This window comes from Hymenobacter segetis (assembly GCF_054776495.1).
The window spans coordinates 1-20585 of record NZ_BAAHBV010000002.1 but is presented as its reverse complement, the minus strand read 5'-3'; the positions used below and the strand labels follow the sequence as shown (position 1 = coordinate 20585).

General features: G+C 60.0%; 11 protein-coding genes, 1 tRNA gene and 1 rRNA gene. 9 read left to right on the top strand and 4 right to left on the bottom strand.

Going from position 1 to position 20585, the window contains the following annotated elements; genetic code table 11:
- The first annotated feature begins 170 nt into the window (after positions 1-170).
- On the top strand, positions 171-4115 hold the full coding sequence (locus tag ACYU70_RS10825; protein ID WP_342299653.1) for an IPT/TIG domain-containing protein: 3945 nt from the start codon (positions 171-173) through the stop codon (positions 4113-4115).
- 349 nt (positions 4116-4464) lie between these two features.
- Here ACYU70_RS10825 and clpX read toward each other — a convergent pair whose 3' ends face one another.
- Positions 4465-5688 carry an ATP-dependent Clp protease ATP-binding subunit ClpX gene (clpX, locus tag ACYU70_RS10820; protein WP_342299652.1) on the bottom strand — a complete coding sequence of 408 codons (1224 nt, stop codon included), beginning with the start codon at positions 5686-5688 and terminating at the stop codon, positions 4465-4467.
- 425 nt (positions 5689-6113) lie between these two features.
- Between clpX and ACYU70_RS10815 the strand changes: the two genes are divergently transcribed.
- Both ACYU70_RS10815 and ACYU70_RS10810 read left to right on the top strand, forming a co-directional pair.
- Complete coding sequence (locus ACYU70_RS10815) at positions 6114-10310, top strand: two-component regulator propeller domain-containing protein (RefSeq protein ID WP_342299651.1); 4197 nt, start codon at positions 6114-6116, stop codon at positions 10308-10310.
- A 376-nt stretch (positions 10311-10686) separates the two neighbouring features.
- Entirely contained in the window at positions 10687-11319 is a 633-nt protein-coding gene (locus tag ACYU70_RS10810) for a GNAT family N-acetyltransferase (protein ID WP_342299650.1), read from the top strand.
- 500 nt (positions 11320-11819) lie between these two features.
- On the opposite strand, the gene ACYU70_RS10805 is transcribed toward ACYU70_RS10810, so the two are convergent.
- The 3 genes from ACYU70_RS10805 to ACYU70_RS10795 all read right to left on the bottom strand — a co-directional run bounded on the left by ACYU70_RS10805 (position 11820) and on the right by ACYU70_RS10795 (position 14171).
- Positions 11820-12536, bottom strand: a complete 717-nt coding sequence (locus ACYU70_RS10805) for a ClpP family protease (protein WP_277881541.1) — start codon at positions 12534-12536, stop codon at positions 11820-11822.
- A gap of 142 nt (positions 12537-12678) precedes the next feature.
- Positions 12679-14001, bottom strand: a complete 1323-nt coding sequence (gene tig, locus ACYU70_RS10800; protein ID WP_342299649.1) for a trigger factor — start codon at positions 13999-14001, stop codon at positions 12679-12681.
- 88 nt (positions 14002-14089) lie between these two features.
- Positions 14090-14171: transfer RNA gene (locus tag ACYU70_RS10795), tRNA-Leu, on the bottom strand.
- 139 nt (positions 14172-14310) lie between these two features.
- Between ACYU70_RS10795 and ACYU70_RS10790 the strand changes: the two genes are divergently transcribed.
- From ACYU70_RS10790 to ACYU70_RS10765, 6 genes are all read left to right on the top strand, one after another.
- Positions 14311-16509, top strand: a complete 2199-nt coding sequence (locus tag ACYU70_RS10790) for a RelA/SpoT family protein (RefSeq protein WP_342299647.1) — start codon at positions 14311-14313, stop codon at positions 16507-16509.
- A 2-nt stretch (positions 16510-16511) separates the two neighbouring features.
- Positions 16512-16844 (top strand): CHY zinc finger protein, encoded by a 333-nt coding sequence (locus tag ACYU70_RS10785; RefSeq protein ID WP_342299646.1) that lies wholly within the window; start codon positions 16512-16514, stop codon positions 16842-16844.
- Between the two features lie 254 nt (positions 16845-17098).
- Positions 17099-17554 carry a Fur family transcriptional regulator gene (locus ACYU70_RS10780; protein WP_342299684.1) on the top strand — a complete coding sequence of 152 codons (456 nt, stop codon included), beginning with the start codon at positions 17099-17101 and terminating at the stop codon, positions 17552-17554.
- A complete protein-coding gene (locus ACYU70_RS10775) occupies positions 17551-17901 on the top strand; it encodes an STAS domain-containing protein (RefSeq protein WP_342299645.1) in 351 nt (116 codons plus the stop codon). Before ACYU70_RS10780 ends, ACYU70_RS10775 begins: the two co-directional genes overlap by 4 nt.
- Positions 17902-18009: 108 nt before the next feature.
- Positions 18010-19278, top strand: a complete 1269-nt coding sequence (locus tag ACYU70_RS10770) for an adenylosuccinate synthase (protein ID WP_342299644.1) — start codon at positions 18010-18012, stop codon at positions 19276-19278.
- Positions 19279-20424: 1146 nt separating this feature from the next.
- Positions 20425-20585, top strand: a 16S ribosomal RNA gene (locus tag ACYU70_RS10765); the annotation flags it as partial.

Here is a 20585-nt window from a genome sequence, read left to right as displayed (position 1 = left end):
GTATTTCCAGGAGCTTTTTTTGTGTTTGGGGAATATGAGTGATTGTGTTGGGGTTGAAGGGCAACTGTTGAAAGAGTAATTGTCGACTAAATCAGCCAATTAGCAGACAAAATGCCCCATGGTAGAGGTTATTCCTTAGATTTACTCTTACATACCATTTTCCTCTTTTAATGACACAACGTTACTCACGCTGGCCGGCCACCCTTCGGCCGGCAACAGGCGGCCGGGGCCGTATCGGGGCCGTGCTGCTGGCCTTGGGCCTGACGCTCGGAGCCAATGCTCAACAAACCGCACCTCAGTTTTTTGAGGCCGATGCCGAGGCCCGCCGTGTGGCCGCCGCTTCGCCACTTGCGGCGGCGCTGTTCCACTCGCAGGCCCTCACGCTGGACGTGAACAGCCTGCAGGCCGCCCTGGCCACGGCACCGCCCGAAATCCGGTCCAGTGCCGCCCCGCTGGTGCTGGCGCTGCCCCGGCCCGATGGCAGCACCAGCCGCTTCGCCGTGCGCGAAACCTCGGTGATGGACCCGGAGCTGGCGCGCAAGTACCCAACCATTAAAACCTACGCCGGCGTGGGCCTCGACGACCCGTCGGCTTCGGTGCGCCTCGACCTGACACCACAGGGCTTCCACGCCCAGGTGCTGGCCGGGGGCGGCAAAACTTATTACATCGACCCCGTTAGCCACACCGATAACCGCCACTATCTGGGCTTTTTTCGGAAGGACATGAACCGCGTGGCCGCCGGCCCGATGCCAGCCTGCGAATTTGCCCCCACCGCCGAAGAACTGAAAGACAACCGGTTGCGCCTGACGGCTGCTGCTGCTGCGGGCAAGGCCCTGGCCAGCGGCTCGCAATTGCGGACCTACCGCCTGGCGCTGTCCAACACCCCCGAGTATGCCGTAACCAAAGGCAACACGGTAACCAGCGTGCTGGCTGCCGAAGTTACCACCGTGAACCGCGTAGTGGGCGTGTATGAGAAAGAGCTGGCCGTGCGCATGGTGCTGGTGCCCAACAACGACCAGCTCGTGTTTCTGAGCGGTATTGGCACGCAGCCTTCGCCCACGTTCAGCAACAGCAACGGCGGCGCCCTGCTGGGCCAGAACCAGTCCAACGTTGACCGCATCATCGGCTCGGTCAACTACGACATTGGCCACGTGGTGAGCACCGGCGGCGGCGGCATTGCCGGCCTGGGCGTGGTGTGCTCCTCGGCCCGCAAGGCCCAAGGTGTCACCGGCCTGCCCAACCCCGTAGGTGATGCCTTCGATATCGACTACGTGGCCCACGAAATGGGACACCAGTTTTCCGGCAACCACCCGTTCAACGGCAATGCGGGCAGCTGCGCCGGCGGCAACCGCAACGGCACCACGGCCTGGGAGCCGGGCTCGGGCACGACCATCATGGCCTACGCCGGTATTTGCACCGCCACCAACGACCTGCAGGCGCACTCCGATGCTACCTTCCACACCGGCAATTACCAGGAGATGCGGGCCTTTATCACCAGCACGACCTGCGGCACCGATGCGGCCACCGGCAACACGGCTCCCGTGGTAACGGCTCCGGCCAGTGGCAAAACCCTGCCCATGGGCACGCCCTTTAAGCTGACGGCTACGGCCACGGATGCCGAAAACGACCCCCTGACCTACATGTGGGAAGAAATGGACCTCGGCTCGCAGAAGGCCCCGAACGACGCACAGGTTGCCAACGACAACGTGCCGCTGTTCCGCTCGTTCGTGCCACTGCTGGACGGCACCCGCTACTTCCCGCGCCTCACCGACCTGGTGAACAATACCACCGTCATCGGCGAGCGCCTGCCCACCGTGACGCGCACCCTGAAATTCCGCTGCACGGCCCGTGACCAGCACAGCGGCCCCGCCGGTGTGATTGGCGGCGTCGACTACAGCGCTTTCGTGAACCTGAACGTGGTGAGCACCGCTGGTCCCTTCGTGATTTCGGCCCCCAACACGGCCGTTAGCTGGACCGGTGGCACCGCGCAGACTATAACTTGGAACGTGGCCGGCACCGACGCGGCCCCCGTGAGCTGCGCCATCGTGAACCTGCGCCTGAGCCTCGACGGCGGCCTCACTTACCCGGTGTTGCTGGCCTCAAATGTGCTCAACAACGGCACTGCTACGGTAGTCGTGCCTAATGTGAGCACGGCCCAGGCCCGTGTGATGGTGGAAGCGGCCGACAACTACTTCTTCGATATTTCGGATGCCAATTTTACCATCGCGCCGGGTCCGGGTGCCACCATCACCAGCTTCACGCCCGCCAGCGGGCCGGTGGGCACGGTGGTTACCATCACGGGCACCAACTTTACGGGGGCCACGGCTGTGAACATCAACGGCACGCCCGCTACATTCACTGTAGCATCAGCTACCAGCATCACTGCGACGGTGGCTGCCGGTACCACTAGCGGCCTCATCAGCGTGACCACGCCGGCCGGCACGGCCGTATCGGCCACGTCGTTCCTGGTAGGGGTGCCGCCCACGGTTACCAGCTTCACGCCCGCTACGGGTGCGGTGGGTAGCACGGTGGTCATCACCGGCACCAACTTCACGGCCGCTTCGCAGGTTACCTTCGCCGGTACGAGCGCACCGGTCTATTCAGTGAATTCGCCCACCCAGATTACCGTGGTGGTGCCCATCGGGGCCGTCACGGGACCTATTGCGGTGACTACGCCGCTGGGCACGGGCACCTCGGCTACTAATTTCACCATCCCGGCGGCTCCGGCCATCACCTCGTTCACGCCCACTATCGGCGTGCCCGGCACGGTCGTGACGATTACCGGCACCAACTTCACTGGTACTACGCGCGTGACGTTCAACGGCACGGTGGCTCCGGTGTTCACGGTGGTTTCGGCCACGCAGATTACCGTGACCGTGCCTACCGGCGCTACCACGGGCCTCATCACCGTGACTACGCCCAACGGCATTGCCGTTTCCACCACCCGTTTCACGCTGCAGGTACCGGTCATCACCTCGTTCACGCCCACCAGCGGGCCAGTGGGCACGCTGGTGACGATTACCGGCAACTACTTCACCGGGGCGACGCAGGTTTCCTTCAATGGCACCGTCGCGACGACATTCACAGTGGTTTCGGCCACGCAGATTACCGTGGTGGTGCCCACCGGCGCTACTTCGGGCCCCATTACCGTAACCGCGCCCATCGGTAGCGGCACTTCGACTACGCCTTTCCTGCTGCCGCTGCCCAACGACCAGTGCACCGGTGCCATTCCGCTGGCCTGCGGGCAAACCATAAACGGCACTAACCTGGGTGCCACGTCTACCGGCGACCCCACCGCTGCCTGTACCCTCAGCATCGGCCCGGGCGGCGTGTTCTATACGGTGGTGGGCACCGGAGCCAGCATGACGGTGACTACTTGCAACGCCGTCACGGACTTTGACACCAAACTGTTCGTATTCACGGGCCGTTGCGGCTCTTACACCTGCGTAAGGGGCAACGACGATACCGGCGCGAACACGTGCTCGACCGTGACGTTTGCTTCGCAGTATGGAGTCAATTACCTCGTCTTTGTGAATGGCTACGATGCCACCGAGGTTGGCAACTTCGGGCTGACGCTGACCTGCGCCACGCCGCCTGTGGCCCCGGCCATCACCAGCCTGAGCCCCACCAGCGGCCCGGCCGGCACCACTGTTACGGTCACGGGTAGCAACTTTACGGGAGCTACGGCAGCCACCATCAACGGCGTGGCCGTAACCGGCTTCACGGTGGTGAATGGCACCACCATTACCTTCACCATCCCGGCCGGTGCTACCTCCGGCAACGTGGTTATCACCACGGCCACCGGCATCCCCAGCAACGGCGTGACCTTCACGGTAACAACTACGGCTACGGCTACCGCCGCCGCTCAGCAGAGCGCGTTCAGCGTGTACCCCAACCCGGTAGCCGGCCACGGCACCCTGAACCTGAAGCTGGCCACTGCCACCACCGCTGCTCAGGTCACCCTGCGCAATGTGCTGGGCCAGACGGTAGCCACCCGCGCCTTCAGTGGCACGGCCACCGAACTGCCCATGACCGGCCTGGCTGCCGGTACCTATCTACTCACGGTGCAGGCCGCCGGCCGTGCGCCGAGCGTGCAGCGCGTGGTAGTGGAGTAGGGTTGAAAGTTGATTGGAAAATTTCCAATTGTGTATGAAAAAGGCCCGCCAATTGGCGGGCCTTTTTTGTGGGGCTGAGGCAGGAATGAGCCAAACTTGTTTGGGTGCACGGTGCACAAAGGCGGGCGATGTCAGTACGAATAAATTCAGTTTTGCAAATCCACTCGTACAGATAGAGATGTTAATGTGTACAAGTAAATTTCATTTTCTGAAAATACTCGTACAACTGTTGCCTCCATCATTACGCCAGGGGCGCTCCAACGAAAACCAACTAAAAAGCCCGCCTGAATTATCAGGCGGGCTTTTTAGTGATGATTACGCGGCAACCGATGTACCGGAATGGGAGGCTTTACGCCGCCCGCATGTGCCGCAGCGGCGATTTCTCGAACTTGCTGCGGCAGTAGCTCAGGTTGATTTGCAGCGCGTCGGAGCCTTCTTCCGAAGGCATTTCGAACATGGCATCGGTCATGATGCTCTCGCAGATGGAGCGCAGGCCGCGCGCGCCGAGGCGGTACTCGTCGGCCTTCTCCACAATGTATTCCAGCGCATCCTCGGTGAAGCTTAGCTCGATGTTCTCCATGCCAAACAGGCGCTTGTACTGGCGCACGAGCGAGTTCTTGGGCTCGGTCAGAATCATGCGCAGGGTCGTGCGGTCCAGCGGGTTGAGGTGGGTGAGCACCGGCAGACGACCAATCAGTTCCGGAATCAGGCCGAAGCTCTTGATGTCCTGGGCCGACACGTAGCGCAGGAAGTTCTGCGTGTCCACCTGCTCGTCCAGGTTGGTCTTGGCGAAGCCCATCGGCTTGGTATTCAGGCGGCTCTTGATGATGCGGTCGAGGCCCGAGAACGCACCGCCGCAGATGAAGAGAATGTTCTCGGTGTTCACCGAAATCATCTTTTGCTCGGGGTGCTTGCGGCCGCCCTGCGGCGGCACGTTGATGTTGGTGCCTTCGAGGAGCTTGAGCAAAGCCTGCTGCACGCCTTCGCCGCTCACGTCGCGCGTGATGCTGGGGTTATCGCTCTTGCGGGCAATTTTATCGATTTCGTCGATGTACACGATGCCGCGCTCGGCCGCTTCGAGGTTGTAATCAGCGGCTTGCAGCAGGCGGGTGAGGATGCTTTCCACGTCTTCGCCCACGTAGCCGGCCTCCGTCAGCACGGTGGCATCGGCAATGCAGAAAGGCACTTGCAGGATTTTGGCCAGCATGCGGGCCAGGAAGGTTTTGCCGGTACCGGTTTCGCCCACCATGATGATGTTCGACTTTTCAATCTGCACCTCGTCGTCCTGGGGCTTCTGCATCAGGCGCTTGTAGTGGTTGTACACGGCCACGGCCATCACGCGCTTGGCCTCGTCCTGGCCCACCACGTACTGGTCGAGGTGCTCCTTAATGGCCTTGGGCTTGATGAGGTTGAACTTGGGCTGGCGGCCGGCGTCCTGGGCTTTGGCTTCTTCGTCGAGGATGTGCTGGGCCTGGCCCACGCATTTTTCGCAAATGTGGGCGTTGATGCCCGAAATCATGACGGCGACTTCGCGCTTGCTCTTATTGCAAAAGGAACAGGATATTTCGGCCACGGAGGGAGGTATAGAGGAAGGTGGGAGGGCAAGTTTTAGAACAAGCGGGCTCAAAGATACGACATGCCCAACGTCGGCGGCTAGAAAAATGGTGCCATCGCCTTCGCATGGGCCCATCGCCCAGCCGCGCGTCAAATCCCCGAATAGGCCGCTGTTAACGGCAAAAACGGCGGCCTGTAAATTGCCTTCGAGGTAGGTGGACAGTTGCCAGGGGGCTTTGATGCGGGGATTAAACGACTCGTTTCGCGGGCTAATGGTTGCTTCGGGTAGGCCCGCCGCACGCCTGCGTTTAGCCGCTGGCTACCGTTAGTTAACCCAGTAGTCAATCCAGAAATCAGTTCCTATATTTGGCAATCTACCATATTTGAATTCCTGAATCAAAAGGTGCTGGTATGGGGCTTGAGTACACGCATTTTCGGTGGCTGGTGAGGTCAGTATTGAGCTGCCTGGCCGTACTGCTCAGCTTAGCCGCCGTGGGTCAGACCCTGCCTTCGCGCAGCTTCAGCCTGGCCGAGGGTCTGCCCGAAACCAGCGTGAGCGCCCTGGCGCAGGATGGCCTGGGCCGGTTGTGGCTGGTGTCAGAAGTAGGGGCGGCCTGGTACGATGGCCACGCCTTCCATTCGCTCACCACCCAATCGGGCCTGCCCAACACGCGCGTGACGGCCCTCGCGGCCGACCCCGGCCTGGCTGCCGGCCTGTGGATGGGCCTGCGCGACGGCTCCCTCTGCTATTTCAACCCCACTTCCGAGCGCGTGCAGCGCGTAACGCCCCGCGTCCTGGGCTACCCCACCGATGTGCGAGCCATCCTGGCCCGCGACACCGCCGCCCGGCGGCGGGTGTGGATGGGCACCGGCGGCGGCGATTTATACTGCCTGCTCTGGCCCCAGGAGTCGGGCCGACGCATCTGGCCTGCGGCCCCACAAGTGCAGCGGGTGCCGCTGCCCATTGGTCCGGGTGGGCAGCCACCCGCCATCAATGCCCTGGCCTTGGGGCCATCCGGTGCCCTCTGGGTCGCCACCGACCAGGGCCTGCTGCTGGTAGATGAAGCCACGGGCCAGCCTCGGGCGCTGCCGGGGCCGCTGCCGGCTGCCCTCACCACCGGGCCGGTACTGGGCCTGAACGCCGCGCCCGACGGCCGGCTGTGGGTGGGTACCGAACGCGCCGGGATGTTTGTCCTCGACCCGCCCGCCGCTGGGAGCAGAGTGCATCAATATGCTATGGCGCAGGGCTTATGCTCTGATAAAGTGCTACGCATAGTGGCCGAGCCCGGCCCGGCCGGCCGGGTGTGGGTGCTCACGGGGCAAGGCTTGAGCTACCTGGAGCGGGCCACGGCCCCGGTGGCCCGCTGCCTACCGGGCACCGGCTTGGTGAGCCACAGCTACCGCCGGGGCGACCTATTGCGCGACCGCGAAGGCAACCTCTGGGCCACCTCCGCCAACGGCCTGACCCAGTACCCGCCCGATGCCCGCTTTGCCCTGTTCGGCACCGTCGACGGGCTGCCCGGGGCCAAAGTGTATGCCCTGGCCAAGGCCCGGGGCACTAGTGGCGACTATTGGGTGGGGACCAATAATGGCCTGGCGCTGCTGCATCCCGGCCCATTTCCAGCTACTCGCTGCCAAGTGCTGCCCCAGCGCGAGCCCGATACCTACAACATCATCCGGGCCGTGCTGGAGCGGGCCAACGGCGACGTGTGGGCCGGTGCTACCAAAGGCGGCACCGCCATCTGGAACCCCCGGCAAGCCCGCTGGCTTTCGCTGAATGCCCAAATCCCGGAGCTGAGTGACGCCACCGTGGCCAGCCTGGCCGAGGACCGGCACGGTCGCATCTGGCTGGCCACCGAAACCCAGGGCCTGATAGTGTACGACCCCGCCACGGCACACTACCAGCAATACGTGGGGGCCACCCTGGCCGGCGCGCGGCGCGTGATGAAGCTGTTGCGCAGCCACACCGGCACCATCTGGTTGGGTACTGAGAATTCCGGCTTGCTCGAAGCGCAGGAAATCGCCCCGGCCAGTCCGGGGGCGCTGCCCGGCCTGCGGTTCCGCATCGTGGCGCCCCGGCCAGCGGGAGCCGAGCCCCTCAGCGTTTTTTCGATGAGCGAAGACGGTCACGGACGGCTGTGGCTCAGTAGTTTCGGTGAAGGCATGTTTTGCTATGACCCGGCGCACCCCGCCGCTGGGCTGCGCCGGGTGCCCTTGCAGGATGTGCCCGGTGCCCACGTCAACAATCCCTATTTCGTGCAGTGCGACGCCAGCGGGGCCGTTTGGCTGGGCACCACCCGGGGCCTGCTGCGCTACACGCCCGCCACGGGCCGCCAGGATTTCTTTGGCCATGAAGAAGGCTTCATCGGTCAGGAAGCCGGCATCAATGCCGTACTGGCCGAGCCCAACGGCGTGCTCTGGGCCGGCACCGTGTTCGGCCTGATGCGCTATACGCCCGCCGGGGCGCACCCCAACCGCGTGCCGCCGCGCCCCCAGCTCACCGGCTTCCGCCTGTTCATGCACGACACGGTGCTGCTGCCCCACGCCCGCCTGCCGCACCGCCTCAATTACCTCACTTTCGACTACGGCGCTACCAGCCTCACCACGCCCGGCCGCGTGCGCTATCAGTACCGCCTGGCGGGCTTCGAGCAGCGGTGGAATGGCCCCTCGGCGGCGCGCTCCGCCACCTACACTAACCTGCCGCCCGGCGACTATCAGTTCGAGGTGCGGGCCGCCAACGAAGACGGCTTGTGGAGCCCGCGCCCGGCGGTGTTTGCCTTCAGCGTGCAGCCGCCGTGGTGGCGTGCCTGGTGGGCTTATCTGCTGTATGTCATAGTTTTTGCCTGCATAATGTACGGGGTGCGGGCCTACACCCGCAACCGGGAGCGGGAGCGCGCCGACCGCCAGCTCGAACGCCAGGCTCTGCAACACCTCCAGGAGCTGGACCGCGTAAAAACCGACTTCTTCACCAACGTCAGCCACGAGTTTCGCACTCCGCTCACCCTCATCCTCGGCCCGGCCGAAGCGCTGGCCACCGAACCCGCCGACCCCGCCGTGCGCCGCCAGGGTGGGCTGGTGCTGCGCAATGCCCGCAAGCTGCTCACCCTCATCAATCAGCTGCTCGATTTGAGCAAGCTCGAAGCCGGAGCCCTCCACCTGCTGCCCACCCCGGGCGATGTTGCGCTGGCCGTGCGGCAGCTGGTTTCGTCCTTTGCCGTGCTGGCCGAAAGCCGGCAGATTGACCTGACCTGTCAGGTACCCGCTCAGCCAGTGCCGCTGGTGTTTGACGCGGGCAAGCTGGAGGAAATTCTCACTAACCTGGTGGCCAATGCCCTGCGCTTCACCCCGGCCGGCGGCCGCGTAACGGTGATTGTGACCGAGGAGCCAGCCACGGCTGCCAGCCCCGCCGGCAGCGTCAGCATTGCCGTGCAGGATACTGGCCCGGGCATCGCGCCCGAAGACGTGCCCTACCTGTTCGACCGATTCTTCCAGGCCCGCAGCCCCGGCCGCGAGGCCCGGCCTACCGGTACTGGCATTGGCCTGGCGCTGGTGCGCGAGCTCACCATGCTGCACGGGGGTACGGTGGCCGTGGCCAGCCAGCCGGGGGCCGGCTCTACCTTCACCGTGCAATTGCCGCACGGCCTGCCCGCCAACTCGACCCGAGAAGTGCCGGATTTAATTGGCGGAGTAACTACGCGTAGTCCCGTTTATCCGGAGTCAGCCCCGCTGCCTTTTCCCGATGGTCAGCAGCTTGATGAGCCGGTTCAGGGCACTGTCGAGCCCGACCTTGTCCTCATTATCGAAGACAACAACGAGGTGCGCGAATTCATCCGCGCGACGCTCGCCCCGGCCGGCTACCGCCTCCTGCTGGCCGCCACCGGCGATGCCGGTCTGGAGCTGGCCCGGGCCGAAGTGCCCGACTTCGTGGTGAGCGACGTGATGATGCCCGGCCTGGACGGCTACCAGGTATGCGCCCAACTGAAGGCTGACGTTGCCACCAGCCATATTCCGGTGGTGCTGCTCACTGCCAAATCTGGCCCCGCTGCCAAACTCGAAGGCCTCGAAACAGGTGCCGATAGTTTCCTGGCCAAGCCATTCAATCCCCGCGAGTTGCGGGCGCAGGTGCGCAACCTGCTGGCGCTGCGTCGGCAGGTGCAGGCTCATTTTGCCCCCGTGCCACCGGCGGCACCTAGCGCCCCGCTGGTCAGCCTGGAGCCCGCGCAGGCGGCGGCCCACACCGCTGCCGCCGCTGGCCAGCTTTCCCTCGACCAAGATTTTTTGCGGCGCGTGAGCGAGTCAATGCTGCGCCACCTAGCCGATGAGTCCTTCGGCGTCGATGAGCTTGGGGCTGACATTGGGCTGAGCCGCACCCAGATTCACCGCAAGCTGAAAGCCCTCACCGGACAGTCGCCGGGCGAGAGCCTCCGTACCACGCGGCTAAACCGGGCGCTGGTGCTCCTGCAAGCGCACGTGGGCACGGTGGCTGAAGTGGCTTATCAGGTGGGATTTGGCAGCCCGGCTGCTTTTTCAACCGCCTTCTCGCGGCAGTTTGGCATGCCTCCCAGTGCGGTAACAAGGAATGGCGCAATGGCAGGGGAGGAGGCCGTTAAAGAGTACGTTGCCAGTAATAAAATTCAATAAATCAATTAATTGTTACATTTTTTTAGGGCGCGAGGTTTGAATTTTACAGAATAATTCCAAGCTGTTTTTATAAAATAATGAGTTTTTGCAACGTTTTCGCATGCGGCGAAACGTTAGCGAATGTATTTGCAACATCAGCGAAACGCATCTGGGGAAGAACGGCCGTGCTTTGAGATTGCCGGCCAACGCATGGTTGGTGGTTAATGCGTCACCATGAAAAAACACTACTTGCTATTTAATGGGCTCGCCCATTTGCGTGCCGCCGGGCTAGGCCAACGGCGACCCATCATACAACGGGAATAACCAGACGGGTATATCATTGGGCAAACTCACACCCGTCACCACCTAGTCATTCCCGTCCATTACCGATGCGCCTATGCACCCCACCACGACCCTGCCCGCCCGCCGCCTTGAGCCTGCCGATATGGTGTGGGCCACCGCCCTGCTCGAAGCCGCGTGCGCCGACCATCCCGTCCTGAAATATTGCTGCACCGGCTCCGATGACAAAAGCCAGAAAATATGGCTGCTGGAACAGTTGCTACGTTTCGGCCTGCGCTACGGCCGCGTGTACACCAATGCCGATTCCAGTGCCATTGCCGTGTGGCTGGGACCCAGCCATCCGGCCGTCACGCTGCAGCGCTTGCTGCGCATGGGGCTGCTGCCTGCCGCCGTATGGCGGCTCGATTGGGCCGGGTTTCAGCGGCTGCGGCACTTTCTGGTGGCCTCGGCGTGGCTGCGCCGCCAGAGCCTCACTGCCACCAGCCACTACTACCTGCTGGCGCTGGCCGTGCACCCCGCCGCCCGGGGCCACGGCCTGGGCCGCCGCCTGATGCAGGCCACACTGGCCGCCATGCAGGCCACCCACGCGCCCTGCTACCTTGATGCCCAACGGTCCGAAATCCTGCTCTTTTTCCAACGGCTGGGTTTTCAGACTACCGGCCAGTGTGCTGCCGGCCACGACGCCGAAGCGCCCATCAACTGGGGCCTCATGCGCGAAGGCCACGCCTGAAGCACTAATGCTGCCAGCCCGGCGCTTTTTCAAAATACCAGTTGACCATCCTGCCCTTATGCTACCATTAGTTGCCCCGTCCTTTCCTGTTGAAAATGAATTCCCACATCCTGATTTTATCCGACACCAAGTGACTTGCCTTCGCGCTGCCTTGCCCAATGGGTACCCGCATCATCGAAGCCAACCCAAGAATGCGACGCCTGGCGCAAGTCACGTTTCCTGCTCTTACTCATGGAATCACAAGCCCAACATCTGCAATTAGTATTTCTAGCTTCCACCATCACCCCGGCCTGGGGTACAGGGTGGGTTTTCACCGCCACTCCGCTCCAACCCTCGCGCCCGGCGGGCTATTACGCGGCTCCCGTCCGGCTCCGGCTAGCCGTTATTAGCGCCTAAAATCCGGTCAATAAAAAAGCCCCTGCTAAACCAGCAGGGGCTTTTTTACAAATAGAAGCGACTACAAAATCCGTGAAATCAGTTAAATGCGACTGAATCCGTGATTAGGCTTTCTTCTTCTCCAGCACCTCGTCAATCAGGCCGTACTCTTTGGCCTCATCGGCGCGCATCCAGTAGTCGCGGTCCGAGTTGTCGTGGATTTCCTGGTAGGTTTTGCCGGTGTGCTGCGCCAGAATGTCATACAGCTCCTTCTTCAGTTTCAGGATTTCACGAGCCGTAATCTCAATGTCCGACGACTGACCCTGCGCGCCACCCGAAGGCTGGTGAATCATCACCCGAGCGTGGGGGAGGGCCGAGCGCTTGTTGGCAGCACCGCCCGCGAGCAGCACCGCGCCCATCGAAGCGGCCAGACCCGTGCAAATCGTGGCCACATCGGGATTTACATACTGCATCGTGTCATAAATGCCGAGGCCGGCATACACCGAGCCACCGGGCGAGTTGATGTAAAGCAGAATGTCCTTCTTGGCATCGGCCGATTCCAGGAACAGCATCTGCGCCGTCAGGATGTTGGCGATATAATCGTCCACGGCCGTGCCCAGGAACACGATGCGGTCCATGATGAGGCGCGAGAACACGTCGATTTCGCGGAAGTTCTGCGGACGCTCTTCAATCACCGAGCGGGTCATGTTGGTGGGCAGCATCATGCCGTTGCGCACCTGGCCTTCCATGTGGTTCAGGTACTGGTCAACGCCCAGGCCGCTCAGTCCCTGGCCTTTCACGGCAAACTTGCGGAATTCTTGTCTATTCAGTAATGGATTCATTGGAGAAAAATGGGGTGCGGGCCTGCGCTCGCACGGGTGAGGTTAGTAAGACGGACGAAGAAAGCGAATGTTGCTGGAAACCCAATAAAAAAAGCCCCTACGTTTCCGTAAGGGCTTTTCCAAAAATCGGGTTGCGCAGGGGTTAGCTGTGCAGGGTCCGGAATTCTTCGGCCGTTACGGGCTTGTCCGTAACAACAACTTTGCCGCGCAGGTTTTCGAGCACTTTCTCTGCCAGAATGGCCTCGTACTCGCTCACGTAGTTCTTGCCGTTCTCCTGCTTGAGGTACTCGTTGGCGTAGTTGCGCATCGATTCGCGCATCTCGTCGGGCATGTTCGGCATGTTGAACTGGCCCATGATTTTGTCGAGCGTGCGGTCCACAATCTCGTCATTGCTCACCTTCAGGCCGGCTTCTTCCACCACCTTGTTGCGAATCATGCTCCACTTCAGCTCCTTCTCGTAGTCAGCGTAGTGCTCTTCCACCTTCTCGGCGGTCAGTTTGCCTTCGTTGGCACGCACCAGCCACTTCTTGAAGAACTCCGTGGGCACTTTGATGGAGGTTTTCTCCACCAGCTGCTCCACGATGCTGTTGTTCATCGCACCGTCGCTCTCGCGGTCGTAGTTCGACTGGATGGTTTCGCGCACTTTGGCATCGAATTCTTCCTGGCTCGAAACTGCCTCGGGGCCGAATACTTTGTCGAACAGCTCCTGGTTCATTTCCGGGGCAGCCGTGCGGTTCACTTTCTCCACGCTGAACTCGTAGTCGCCGGTAGCTTCTTCCGCTTCGGTTTTGCTCAGGCCGGTCACGTTTGAAATCGAAGCGGCATCATTGCTGAAAGCTGCCTTCAGGTCAAACGTAATCACGTCGCCGCCTTTTTTGCCGATGAACTGAGCCGGGTCGCCGGTCACCTTGCCGATGGGCAGCAGGATGGTGCGGCCTTCGCCTTCTTCGCCAGCCTTCTTCAGCTTGCCGAACAGGTAGTCGCCAGCTTCCGAAACCTCGGGGTTGGTCGTCTCACCATACTGACGCGCGATTTGCTCGTTGGTCTGGGCCAGCGTCTCGTCATCAAGGCTCACCTGGTGGCGCTCTACGGTGAGGTCAGCGGGCAGCTCGAAATCGGGCAGCAGGCCCAGCTCAAACTGGAAAGCGAAGTCTTTGTCCGTATCGAAATTAACCTCCGAAGGCACGGGCAGGGGCTCGCCGAGCAGCTTCACGTTGTTCTCCTTGATGTAGGAGTCCACCGCTTTGCCCAGCATTTTGTTGATTTCTTCGCCCATGATGCCTTTACCGTACATCTTGCGCACCATGCCCACGGGCACCATGCCGGGACGGAAGCCCTTCACCTGGGCACGCTTGGTGTATTCCTTAATCTGCTTTTCGACGGCGGGGGCGTAGTCGGCTTCGGTCAGGTTCACGGTCAGCAGCCCGGTCAGCTGCTCGTCGTTCTTGTCGAGAGTAATGTTCAAAACAGGGAGCCAGCTGCTGCCGGCCAGATTGAAAGGTTGAAAAAAAAGCCTCCAGCCTATACGACTGAAGGCCTGCATCAAATAAAAGTGCGGATAGAGGGACTCGAACCCACACGCCTTGCGGCACCAGATCCTAAGTCTGGCACGTCTACCAATTTCGCCATATCCGCATATGGGGCGCCGCAGCCGTTTGCTACGGGCCCGCAAAGGTACTCGGGAAAACCATTGCGTGCAAAGTCTGGGTATAACTCGTATCAGAAGGGCTGGTGGGGCCACCTTTTCCGCCCCGGCGTTGTTACTTTACCCATTATGCCTCCCGTTATCTCCCCCGAAGCTGAGCGCCAGGAAATCCTGCGCCACTACCGCCGCCTGCTGCGCACCGCCAAGCCGTACCTGAAAGACGGCGACCCAAAACTGATTAAAAAGGCTTTTAATCAGAGCCTGGAGGCCCATAAGGAGATGCGGCGCAAGTCGGGCGAGCCGTATATTCTGCACCCGCTGGCCGTGGCGCAGATTGCGGTGGAGGAAATCGGGCTGGGTACTACTAGCATTGTGGCAGCCTTGCTGCACGATGTAGTGGAGGACACGCCGACTGAAATTTCGGACATCGAGCGCGAATTCGGCCCCAAGGTGGCCCGCATTATTGACGGGCTAACCAAGATTTCGGGGGTCTTCGAGTATGGGACCAGCGAGCAGGCTGAGAACTTCCGCAAGATGCTGCTCACGCTGAGCGAGGACGTGCGTGTGATTCTCATCAAAATAGCCGACCGCCTGCACAACATGCGGACGCTGGATTCGATGCCTCGCCACAAGCAGCTGAAAATTGCTTCGGAAACGCTGTATTTGTATGCGCCGCTGGCCCACCGACTCGGGCTCTATACTATAAAGAGTGAGTTGGAGGATTTGTACCTCAAATTCACGGATACAGAGACGTACAATGAGCTAAAGGCCAAAGTGCGGCAGAGCCAGGCGGCACGCAACCGCTTTATAAAGGAGTTTGTGCAGCCGATTGATGAGGAATTGAAGGCGCAGGGCTTCGATTATGAAATCAAGGGACGGCCGAAAAGCATCTATTCCATCCTCAAGAAGATGAAAAAACAAAACATCACCTTCGAGGAGGTGTATGATTTGTTTGCCATTCGGGTAATTCTGGATGTGCCGCCGGAGCAGGAGAAAGCGGCTTGCTGGCAGGTTTATTCTATCGTAACGGACTTCTACCAGCCCAACCCCGACCGCCTGCGCGATTGGGTGAGCACGCCGAAAGCTAACGGCTACGAGAGCCTGCATACCACCGTGATGTCGCGCGCCGGCCAGTGGGTGGAGGTGCAAATCCGCTCGCGCCGCATGGACGACATCGCCGAGAAAGGCTACGCCGCGCACTGGAAATACAAGGACACCGGCAGCATTCAGCCCGAAAGCTCGCTCGAAGGTTGGGTGAACAAGGTGCGCGAAATGTTGGAATCCAACAATTCCAGCGCGCTTGAATTCATGGACGAATTCCGCCAGAATCTGTTCGTGAAGGAGGTGTATGCTTTCACGCCCAAGGGCAAGCTGGTGATTTTGCCCGACAAGGCCACTGCGCTGGATTTCGCCTTCGACATTCACTCGCAAATCGGTATCCACTGCCTCGGGGCCAAGGTGAACCAGAAGCTGGAGCCGCTGAGCTACCAATTGCACAACGGCGACCAGGTCGAAATCCTGACCTCACACAAGCAGCGTCCCACGGCCGAGTGGCTCAACTACGTCATCACGACCAAGGCGCGCTCCAAAATCAAGGATTTCCTGCGCGATGACAAGCGCGCCAAAGCCGAAGACGGCCGCTTTCTGCTGGAGAAGCGCTTGGAGCTCATCAGTGTGCCCTTCACGCAGGACAACTTCAACCGCCTGCTGGCCTACTTCAACGTGCCCAGCGCCCAGGAATTCTACTACCGTCTGGCCGTGGGGCAGATTGACGGCCGCGCCATCCGTGAGTCGCTCTTCACCTCCGAAAAGCCGCTGCCGGCCGTGCTCGAACCCAAAACCTTCGACAACGAAGTCCAGAAAATCCGCGGCGTGCGCCCGGATATGCTGGTAGTCGGCGAGCATACCGACAAGTTCAACTACAGCATTGCTCGCTGTTGCAACCCCATTCCCGGCGATGACGTGTTCGGCTTTGAAACCGACCAGGGCCTCATTATCCACCGCACCAGCTGCCCCCGTGCCGTCGACCTCATGTCGAACTACGGCAACCGCATCGTGCGCGCCAAGTGGACCGACCAGTTAGAGCTGGCCTTCCTCGCCGGCGTCCGCCTCAAAGGCTCCGACCGCGTGGGCCTCGTCAACGACGTTACGCGCATCATCAGCACCAGCCTCAAGGTGAACATGCGCTCCATCTCCCTAACCGCCGATGACGGATTCTTCGAAGGCCAGATTATGGTCTTCGTCAATGATACTGACCATCTCAACAAGCTCATCCAGCGCCTCAAGAAAGTAGACGGCGTACTCCAGGTTGAGCGGTTTGATTCCTAAAAGTGAAAGCCACCGAGCCCATCATCATCAAAGGCACTGAGGTAAATGCACGCACCCAATGCGCCCACTACCACTCCGAGCGCGACATCATCGCCATCCAACACAAATGCTGCAGTGAGTTCTACGCCTGCATCCAGTGTCACAACGAAGCTGCCAACCACCCCGCGCAAGTCTGGCCCAAAGCCGAATTCCAAACCCAGGCCATCTACTGCGGCAACTGCCACCAAACCTTATCCATCGCCAGCTACTTAAGCTGCGACAGTACCTGCCCACATTGCCAGGCCGCCTTTAACCCCGGCTGCGCCAATCACTATCACCTCTATTTCGAACAATAGATTCCTTATTCGTGCCGCCGTAGCTCCCCCTACCCATGAGGAGAGGGGGCTGGGGGGCGAGGTGAACCATTAGAACGTACTTTTGTCCCGCCGACTTACACCATATATATACAGTGAGTAAATCCACAGCCGCCTCTATCCCCAACGCCCCCGCCGATGCGGCCGGCCAGGGCGCGGGCGGCTCCTCCGAAACCGGCTACGCCGCCAAACACACGCCCAGTCCCGCCTCCGAAGCAACGCTTAACACCGATAAGCTGGACGAAGTCCGCAAACTCTTCACCGCCCATCTCGAAAACAAAGGCCTCCGCAAAACCGGCGAGCGGTATGCCATTCTCGAAGAAATCTACGCCCGCTCCGGCCATTTCGATGTGGATGAGCTCTACGCCGGCATGAAGGAGCGCGGCCTGCAAGTAAGCCGCGCCACCGTCTACAACACCCTCGATTTGCTCGTTGAGCAGGGCCTCGTCAGCAAGCACCAGTTCGGCCGCAACCTTGCCCAGTATGAAAAAAGCTACGGCTACCGCCAGCACGACCACGTCATCTGCACCGAATGTCATAAAGTGGTGGAATTCTGTGACCCCCGCATCCACGGCATCCAGACCATGGTCGGCGACCTGCTGAACTTCCATATCTTGCACCATTCTCTAAATTTGTACGGCATTTGCGGCGACTGCCGCGCCCAGGCCGCCGCCCGAAACCCCCACGCATGACCACCACCAGCACCGTCGACAACGGCATCCTGTTCGTCCGCCTCAACGGCGACCTCATCGGCAGCCCCGACACCGACCAACTCCTCCAGTCCGTCAACACGCACCTCGGCGAAGACCTCAACCAGTGCGCCGTCGACCTCTCCGAAATCCGCTACATCAACAGCACCGGCATCGGCGTTCTCGTTTCGCTCCTCACCAAATTCCGCAGCCGCGGCGGCGAAATGGTCCTTATCAACCCCGCCGACCACCCCAAAAAGATGCTGGCCATCACGAAGCTAAACAACATCTTCACCGTTTCGCCCGACGAAGCCACCGCCCGCCAACAGCTTACCCCGGCCGCCATTTAGGCGGCCATTTTTTTGTCCTAGCCAATAACAAATCAATTTTCAATTATTCACCGTTCGGCTCCCCTCTCCTTTGAAGGAGGGCCCAAGGTGAGGTTTTCACACAAGCACATGCCAGTAGACGTATTAGTAGGCCTCCAGTGGGGCGATGAAGGCAAAGGCAAAATCGTAGACGTATTAGCGCCCACCTACGATGCCGTAGCCCGCTTCCAGGGCGGCCCCAACGCCGGCCACACCCTTCTCTTCGATGGCGTAAAGCACGTCCTGCACCAGGTCCCCAGCGGCATTTTCCACCCGCACATCATCAACGTAGTCGGCAACGGCGTCGTCCTCGACCCCATCGTTTTCCGTCAGGAGCTCCAAAAACTCACCGATAGGGGAGTAGACTGGTCCAAAAACCTCTATATCTCCAAGAAAGCCCAGCTCATCCTCCCGTCACACCGTGCCCTCGACCGCATCAGCGAAGAAGCCCGCGGCAACACCAAAATCGGCAGCACCCTCAAAGGAATCGGCCCCACCTATTCCGACAAAATCGGCCGCGTCGGCCTCCGCGTCGGCCACATCCTCCTGCCCGATTTCGAGCAACGTTATAAGGAAGCCGTCGCCCAGCACGCCGCCATCGCCGCTCACAACCACAAAGAGCTGGAAATCGAAGCCCTCGAAGCTGAATTCTTCTCCGCCGTCGAATTCCTCCGCACCCTCCAACTCACAGATACCGAATACCTCCTCAACGGCCTCCTCACCCAAGGCAAGCGCATCCTCGCCGAAGGCGCCCAAGGCTCCTTATTAGATATCGACTTCGGTTCCTATCCCTACGTCACCTCTTCCAGCACCATCGCCGCCGGCGCCTGCACCGGCCTCGGCATCGCCCCACGCCACATCGATAAAGTATACGGCATCACCAAAGCCTACTGCACCCGCGTCGGCAGCGGCCCGTTCCCCACCGAACTCCACGACGAAGTCGGCGAGCAAATCCGCCAGGCCGGCCGCGAGTTCGGCTCTACCACAGGCCGCCCCCGCCGCACCGGCTGGATAGACCTGCCCGCCCTCCGCTACGCCATCATGCTCAATGGTGTCACCGAACTCCACCTCATGAAAGCCGACGTCCTCGACAGCTTCACCGAAATCCGGGCCTGCACCCACTACCGCACTGCCACCGGCGAAAGCACCCCCCAACTCCCTGACCCCGGCGAGCTCACCACCGTCACCCCCGAGTACATCACCCTCCCCGGCTGGAACTCCGACCTCACCACCATCACCGACGCCACCCAACTCCCCCCCAACCTCGTCGCCTACCTCGAATTCCTCGAAAAAGAGCTGCAAGTCCCCATCCGCATCGTCAGCGTCGGCCCCGACCGCGTCAGCACCCTCCACCGCTAAGCACTAAGCGCTAAGTCCGTCAGCGCCGCAGTTTCTCGCTGCTTCATTCAGCCCCGCATTCCTCCCCAGCCTTAAATGCTGGAGATAGATGCGGGGCTTTTGCAAAGAATGTTCCAGCCCCAACTTTCCCATAACCACCCAAAGCGGGCATTATTACTTCAAAACCACCCACTCCAACAGCAGGGTAGGAGCAAATATCGTATCAAGATACATCCGCTAACCTCAAGATTTCGCCTTCAAAACCCGCTCCGAATACCACTAAGCAGGCATTTTCTCGCCAGCTTTATCCACTCGCAACGCAGCGCCCTCTCGCTTAATCCACCACCATTCCAAGCTAAACCTCAAATTCAATTGATTTTTTAGCCGCATCAATCAGCTACTTACAACTCTAATCCATCTATTTCGTAAAAGCCCCCTTGCCACCCCAAAAAGTCCACCTACCTTTGCAGTCCCGAAACGTCAAACGGACCAACGGAAAAGCCAAAAGCAACTGCTCTGGCACCAAATTGAAAGGTCAGGAACTCCAGCGGAAAGTAGTTTGTCTTACCCACCGCAGCCCGCTGCAAGCGTCGAGATTTATTTCTCAGATAGCTTGCACGGGCGAAAAAAGCCACCGTACCTTTGCAGCCCGCTTCAACCGGAAGCAGCCAGACTTGAAAATCTAAACGAAAAGATTATAAAATTTTTTCGCTGAAAAATTTGAAAGTCGAAAAAATCAACTACCTTTGCACTCCCAAAACGAACAGAGGTAATTAAAAGTCAGTCTTAAACAATTGACTTACAAATAAAAAAGCCGCTTTAAACGAAATCGGCAGATTTGAAAAACAAATCGAAAGTCACAAAGATTTTCGAAAACAAGTTGTCAAATCAAAAATAGTTTCTACCTTTGCACTCCCAAAACGAACAAAGGCTGACAACGCCAATACCGGGTTAAATTATCAACCCACACTGACGCTTCAAATGGAAGCATCACACGTTCTTTGAATGACGGAAATAGACAAAATAGTAAGTGTTCCACTTGCTGCTTCTTCTTCGGAAGAAACACAGTGAAACAAACCAAGCGAAACGAATTTGACCATAATGTCAATATGTGAGCAAGGTCAGCACTCGACATCAGCCACGGTTCGCCGTGGTGTAGAATATTTTACAATGGAGAGTTTGATCTTGGCTCAGGATGAACGCTAGCGGCAGGCCTAATACATGCAAGTCGAACGGTTGTTAGCAATAACAATAGTGGCGCACGGGTGCGTAACGCGTAACCAACCTACCCGAATCTGGGGGATAGCCCGCCGAAAGGCGGATTAATA